The sequence below is a fragment of the Rhodopirellula sp. JB055 genome (assembly GCF_043100905.1).
Taxonomy (GTDB): Bacteria; Planctomycetota; Planctomycetia; order Pirellulales; family Pirellulaceae; genus Rhodopirellula.
This window is the reverse complement of record NZ_JBICHO010000337.1, coordinates 1-6,101: the sequence shown is the minus strand read 5'-3', so window position 1 is coordinate 6,101 and position 6,101 is coordinate 1. Positions and strand designations below refer to the sequence as shown.

9 protein-coding genes are annotated in these 6,101 nt (G+C 54.9%); 4 read left to right on the top strand and 5 right to left on the bottom strand.

What is annotated here, in order from left to right; all coding sequences use genetic code 11:
- Window positions 1-626 precede the first annotated feature (626 nt).
- The 5 genes from ACF8AM_RS13350 to ACF8AM_RS13330 form a co-directional block, all read right to left on the bottom strand.
- Complete coding sequence (locus ACF8AM_RS13350) at window positions 627-1,109, bottom strand: pyridoxamine 5'-phosphate oxidase family protein (RefSeq protein ID WP_392556104.1); 483 nt, start codon at window positions 1,107-1,109, stop codon at window positions 627-629.
- Between the two features lie 143 nt (window positions 1,110-1,252).
- Complete coding sequence (locus tag ACF8AM_RS13345) at window positions 1,253-1,525, bottom strand: GlsB/YeaQ/YmgE family stress response membrane protein (RefSeq protein ID WP_392556103.1); 273 nt, start codon at window positions 1,523-1,525, stop codon at window positions 1,253-1,255.
- 109 nt (window positions 1,526-1,634) lie between these two features.
- Window positions 1,635-2,123: a DNA starvation/stationary phase protection protein Dps gene (gene dps, locus ACF8AM_RS13340; RefSeq protein WP_392556102.1), complete on the bottom strand. Its 489-nt coding sequence runs from the start codon at window positions 2,121-2,123 to the stop codon at window positions 1,635-1,637.
- Between the two features lie 69 nt (window positions 2,124-2,192).
- Window positions 2,193-2,999, bottom strand: a complete 807-nt coding sequence (locus tag ACF8AM_RS13335; RefSeq protein ID WP_392556101.1) for an SDR family oxidoreductase — start codon at window positions 2,997-2,999, stop codon at window positions 2,193-2,195.
- 74 nt (window positions 3,000-3,073) lie between these two features.
- Window positions 3,074-3,292, bottom strand: coding sequence for a DUF2945 domain-containing protein (locus tag ACF8AM_RS13330; RefSeq protein ID WP_392556100.1), 219 nt, complete (start codon window positions 3,290-3,292; stop codon window positions 3,074-3,076).
- Window positions 3,293-3,550: 258 nt separating this feature from the next.
- On the opposite strand from ACF8AM_RS13330, the gene ACF8AM_RS13325 reads away from it, so the two are divergent.
- The 4 genes from ACF8AM_RS13325 to ACF8AM_RS13310 all read left to right on the top strand — a co-directional run bounded on the left by ACF8AM_RS13325 (window position 3,551) and on the right by ACF8AM_RS13310 (window position 5,914).
- Entirely contained in the window at window positions 3,551-3,733 is a 183-nt protein-coding gene (locus tag ACF8AM_RS13325) for a zinc ribbon domain-containing protein (protein ID WP_392556099.1), read from the top strand.
- Between the two features lie 612 nt (window positions 3,734-4,345).
- Window positions 4,346-4,798 carry a nucleoside deaminase gene (locus tag ACF8AM_RS13320; protein WP_392556098.1) on the top strand — a complete coding sequence of 151 codons (453 nt, stop codon included), beginning with the start codon at window positions 4,346-4,348 and terminating at the stop codon, window positions 4,796-4,798.
- Entirely contained in the window at window positions 4,791-5,261 is a 471-nt protein-coding gene (locus tag ACF8AM_RS13315; protein ID WP_392556097.1) for a response regulator, read from the top strand. The genes ACF8AM_RS13320 and ACF8AM_RS13315 overlap by 8 nt, the downstream gene beginning before the upstream one ends.
- 32 nt (window positions 5,262-5,293) lie before the next feature.
- Complete coding sequence (locus tag ACF8AM_RS13310) at window positions 5,294-5,914, top strand: DedA family protein (RefSeq protein ID WP_392556096.1); 621 nt, start codon at window positions 5,294-5,296, stop codon at window positions 5,912-5,914.
- Window positions 5,915-6,101 lie beyond the last annotated feature (187 nt).

Here is a 6,101-nt window from a genome sequence, read left to right as displayed (position 1 = left end):
CCGCCCGGGCCAACGTAGGGTGCGCCCTGTGGCCGAGATGCGTCAAAGAGATGAATGTGGCAATCGATGATGGGAATCGGGGCTTCGTCGGGACTCGGTGCCGCAATCGCAGCTTCCGCGATCGCGGCCGCCCCCACGGCTCCAGTGCTTTTCACAAATGCTCGCCGGGGCGCGTTTTTGACGAATGGGGCCGAACGATCAGAGAAGGATTCACCGCTCATGCTGTACCTGGTGTGTGTAGAGAAGATGCCATTTTGAAGCGCCTTGCTCGTGACGTCTTGCGAGCCTCGCCCGCTAGCAAAGAGCGAGTCGATTTCGCTGTAGGTTTGCCACTCTTGGCCGACATCAGTAACTTATACGGGCAAGAGTGCCCATCCGACAGCCGTCCATAGCTTGGTCGGGCAAGAGTGCCCATCCTAGATGATACATGCGTTGAAACCTCGTTGACGGCTTAAGCTCTTGATTCGAAAGGAGCATTGGGCTGTCCCGTGGGATGGATATTGGTGTGCGTTGGTGTTTGGCTTCGCTTCCTGGATTTGAAAGACATGCATCATACAAAAAGAGCACGATGAATCATCATCGTGCTCTTTCGATTGAACTCGCTGTGTGAATCTTTGAGTCTATTTTCAAAGGGATACACTTGCGTTGATATTTTCGTCTGTCTCGGCTCGCTCTCCCTGGACGTATGCTTTCCCAGCACGGACCAAGTACTTGATCCCGGTGAAGCCGCTGTTGTCCCAGTACTCACCGCGTTCAGGCTCAACACGAAGCAAAGTGATGTTCGGATCGTTTTTGCCTTCTGGGAACCACACCTTCCAGGCTTCTTTCCACAGTTCGTCCAACTTGGCGCGATCATCGGTGACGCGGCATTGACCGGCCAGCGTGACAAACTTGTTGGAACCTTGCATCGTTACCGCGACATCACGGTCCAACATCAGTTCAGCGATCTTGCCGGAGTTTCGATTGGTGACGAACCACACTTGGCCGTCGTCCGTCGCTTCCGCGATCGCCATGGGGCGAGCGTCCAACCCGCCGTCATCTGTTTTGGTGATCAGCATCGCGGTATCAAAGTCTTGGATCAGGTCGATTAGCTTTTCGTGAGTATTCATCGTGCTTCTTTCGGTTGAAGTATTCGGAAACGATCGCAAAGAGTCGCAAATCGGAGGCCAATGCGAACGAAAATCAGCCAACACGAAAAAAGGCGAGAGGAAAAACCTCTCGCCAATCTGTGTGACAGCGGATCGTCATTTGATCAATGAGTGATCGATTGCTGCGGACTGCTGTTCCAGCGGGTTGCAATTGCAAGCACCGCAACGGCACCGATAATCGAGCCGATCCATCCCGACGCTTGCATGGCCGATCCTCCAAACAGTAGGTAGGCGAGGAATCCGCCAACAAATGAACCGACGACGCCAAGCAAAGTTGTTTTGACGATGCCGAGATTTTGTCGGCCAGGATAGATCAGCCGAGCAAGTGCACCGACGATCAAACCGAAAACGATCCAGCCAATGATTGGAATCAACATGTGTGAGCTCTTTTTGTGTGAGTGAAAAAATTCGTGGTAGGTGCGTCTGCTTCCATTGCGGGCAGCGGACGGTCAAGAAGAAGCCCGGCAAGGGCGTCAGTCGCGAGGATCAGGCTTCTTGGGCCTGAAGCATCCACAGATGCTTCTCGAGTTCACCCGAGATCGCGATCAACATGTCTTCGCTGATCGGGTCGAGATCGCCGAGTTTCTCGATTGCCGATCGCAGCGACTCGATGACTTGTTTCAAAGCGTCTGCGACTCGCGAAATGGTTTCAGGAACTTTGACGAATCCCTCGGGGTACCCTTCGACTTTGCTGTCGGCGGCCACCGTAGAAACGCGGCCATCGGCTGAGATCCCCAGTGTGACGATCCGTTCGGCGACTTCATCGCTTCCCGCGCGAACGGATGCAATGATCTCGTCGAGTTGCAAGTGAATGCTTCGGAAGTTCGGCCCGACGACGTTCCAGTGAGCTTGCTTCATCAGCAACGCCAGATCGATTAGGTTCGTCAGGTTGTCTTGCAACAACGTTGTGACTTCCGCGGTGGTTTCGTCTTGAAGAAGGTCACGTTTGAATTGAGTTTGGGTTGTAGTTGACATTGTTTGAACTCGTTGGTTTGAGTGATGGCAGTGAATGCCGTTGATAGTGAAAGGGCTCAAAAGGTAGGTCTACTGAGCCAAGTAGTCTTCTCGAAAAGCACTGGCGGCAAGTGGAGCGGCGGCTTCAAAACCACCGTCAATCGGCCAGCGTGCCCCGGTAACGAATCCCGCTTGCTCGCCGGCGAGAAAATTGATCACGGCCGCGACTTCATCGGGGTGACCAACCCGGCGGACCGGAATCGCCTCCCGTGGTGAGTTCTCGGCATCATCGGGATCCATGTCATTCATCGGAGTGGCAATCTCACCGGGGGCGACGGAATTGACCGTGATGTTCAGCGGAGTCAGATCCAACGCCAAACACTTCACCAAACCGCCCAAGGCGTGTTTTGTCATCGTGTAGAGCGTGTCGACCGGATTGGCGATCGCTTCGTGAACACTGGTGACGACAATGATTCGTCCCGGAGTTGATTTGGCCTCGCCGTCCAAGCCTCCAGGCAACATGTGATGCACCGCTCGCTGGATTGCTAGCGTTGCACCAATGGTGTTGACGTTGAAGATTCGCTGAGCGGTTTCAACATCGAGATCCGGCATCGTCTGATTGACCATCATTCCGGCGTTGTTGACAAAGACATCAAGTCCACTCAACTCGTCGACCATCTCATCGACGACCGGATTCGCGGTTTCAGGACTGGACAGATCCAACTGTTTGACGACGCACGCACGGCCTTCAGCTTGCACCATTTCAGCCGTCCGTTTGGCATCACCTTCACCGTGTGCGTAGGTGATTGCGACGTCGTGTCCGGATCGGGCGAGGGCGACCGCAGTTGCGCGGCCGATGCCGGTGCTTCCGCCGGTGACAATTGCTTTGCGATTCATGGATTTGCTTAAGAGAGACGATTGGAAGCGGGAAATGTTTTCGGTTGTCGAACTTGAATCAGTTGCGAACCATGTCACGCGTTTTGCAGTTCGCTTTCGCTCTTCAGCACGTGGTCGCCGTCGTCCTGTTCGATGTAGTAGGCAGGTTCGTCGTCGCTAGCATTTCGCGTCACGTCGTTGCCTTTGATTGTTTTGGTCACTTTCTCTTTGTAAGACTCTTTGATCTGTCCTTTGGCCGTTCCATCGCCGTAATTCCACTGGACGTATTGATTGACTTGAAACTTTTGGCTCACGGGAGATCCTGTTCATCTGAGTGTGGTTTGCTGTGATGCATGGAAGTCCGCTGAACGCGACTCTGCATTGCGATGAGGATGTGACGCAAACGTTGGGCCAAAACACCCATCGTTAAGATTGGCTCACCGATTGCGGGTCATTCAATGGCCGAAGACCTCGCGTTGAATCGCCGTCTTCCATCGCTTGCTAGTCGGCAGGTTCCGGTTTCGTGTCGGTCTTGTCGCCCCAATTCGATCGCTATTAACTGAGAACTCACAATGAACCAATCCAAACATGACACCGCCCCGTTGAACCACACCCCTTGTCCTGAATGCGGCAAGCCAGTGGACGATCGTGTTCCTGCTTGCCCCAACTGCGGCGAAAAGATCTACGTCGAGCACCCCGGCGGGATCACTCCAACGAGGCACGAGAAATTGCCCGCGAATGATCCGAGAAAGTAGGCTCTTGGCGGGTGGTTGAATTCGTTGCAGACGGAATCACAACCATCAACTGGCTGGTAGTCGCGCTGGTTGGCGTTCAATCAACCGTCGTTCACGCGGTATGCCTCACTCGGTCAGCCATCTGTCAAGCAACCGTTGCGATTGGTGTCGCTCAAACGCAAGGATTGGTCGACTTGAGTGCGGCGCGGTCAATCGCAGGCCAAATCACGTCTCTGGTTGATTTGGGCCCAGCCGACTAACGCCCTCGTGTGCCCTCCTGGTAATCACGTGAGCGGAAGTCATTGAGCTTGATCACGTGGCGGCGTCTCTCTGAGAAACTGTCATTTGCGAGTCTCAGAGAGACTCGCCAACGTGAGGTTCTACCAGATCATTCCTGCCGACCTGCTTAGCGAAGCTTTGCCTGGCCAAACGGTTGCCTGGCAAAAAATCGTGTTTGGTCCGCTTGCGCCGTCCAGCTAAGTCCCAAAACAACCTGATTCCTTGACCGGGCTGTCTTGCGACCAGGTTGCGGCACGACACTTGCGTTCTGTTTATGCACACCATTCATCCCCCTGCTGGTTTCGTTTCATGTCTTCTTCGTCGGCTGCTCTTCACGATATGCTTCGTCTGTGGATGAAGTCTGTCGTATCGAAGACCATCGAAGGCGTTGCCATGGGCGAACATCCCTTTGGCGCAGGTGTCTTCACCGAAACCGGGAAGCAAATCGCGGTGGCGCACAACCAAGTGGTCTCCACTTGTGATCCAACCGCGCACGCTGAGGTGGTGGCCATTGGGAAGGCTTCGAAGGAGCTGGGGGAGCCCGACCTTTCCGGATTGTGGCTCGTTTCGACGGGCGAACCTTGCCCAATGTGTCTTGCCGCGATCGGAATGGCGGGAATCGAACGCGTGGCATACGGAGCATCCGCCTCGACGATTGAAAAGGCAAACTTTGGCACGTTAGGGGTGACTGCTAGCGAGCTTTCGCAGCATTTGTCATCACCGATCGAGCTGATTGGCGGTGTCTTGGAGTACGACTGCTCCGCTCTGTTGATCAATCATCGCAACAAGGAGTCAGGCGATGGTTGAATTGAATGTGCAAGTCGCGGATGAGTTGCCGCTGCCAACGATCGGCATGAAGACGGTTCTTGTCGTCGACGATGTCGCGGTGATGCGTACGATCATTTCGCGAGTTCTTCGTGACCTTGAAGTGGAGAGCGTTCAGGCGGCCGATGGTGCTGAAGCTTTCAAACTTTTGTCCAAACGAACGATCGACGCTGTGATCACTGACATTGAAATGCCGAACTGGAGCGGTTTTGACTTGGTCGACGCGATGCGGCGGTCAAAGGACCCACGCATTGCCACGATGCCGGTCATTGTGACAAGCACGTTGCAAAGCGACGCAGTTTGCCGCCGAGCGCGAAGGTACGTCGGCGTGTACTTCATGCCGAAACCGATCTCCGTCTCACGGTTGAGCGTCACGCTGAAGATGATTGCGACCAGTCGTTGGTTGCATGAGCAATTTTCCGATGGTCGAAGCATCTGTCTTTGATCTCGCCAACTCTTGCTAGGTCTTGATGAACCATGGATCAGTGGATTGAATCCATCTTGGAACAGTTCGGTGCATTCGGTGTTGGAATGCTGATGTTGGTGGAAAACGTGTTCCCTCCCATCCCATCCGAGTTAGTGATGCCTTGGGCGGGATACTCCGTCAGCCAGGGCCAATCCTCATTTCTCGCGGTCGTCGCTTCCGGCAGCGTCGGGGCGTTTGTCGGCGCCTACGCGTGGTACTGGGTGGCTCGCCGGATCGGAAAGGAACGGCTTGCAACGTGGGTGGACAAGCATGGTGCTTGGCTGACCATTTCCCGAGACGACATCGACCAAGTTGATCGCTGGTTCGAAGACTGGGGGGCGGCGGCAGTGCTTTTATGTCGTTTGATTCCGGGGCTGCGAACACTCATCAGTGTTCCGGCCGGTTTTGCTGAAATGCCGCCGGCAAAATTCTCTGCCTGCACAGCGATCGGAACAGTGGCTTGGACAGCACTGTTGGCCGTGATCGGATTGTGGCTAGGCAAAAACTACGGCGACTTGGCAGGTCCGCTCAGTTGGGTGAGCTCGGGAGTGATCGCAGCGATGTTCTCCGTCTGGATCTATCGCCTGGTTCGGCAACATCGCCGCCACGGCAAGCCAGCCTCCAGTCGCTGAAAATCGACAGTTGGAAGACACAGCGTCACTTTGCCTGATCGCTGGGTTGGTCCGGATGGTTCGGTGTCGATGCGTCGCCATGGCGATTCAGCCACCAAGCGATCCGACTTTCAACGAAGCCTACAACCAGCAGCACAAACACCGCTGCAACAGCGACGCTCGCTGCCAACGCGACTCGATCCACCGC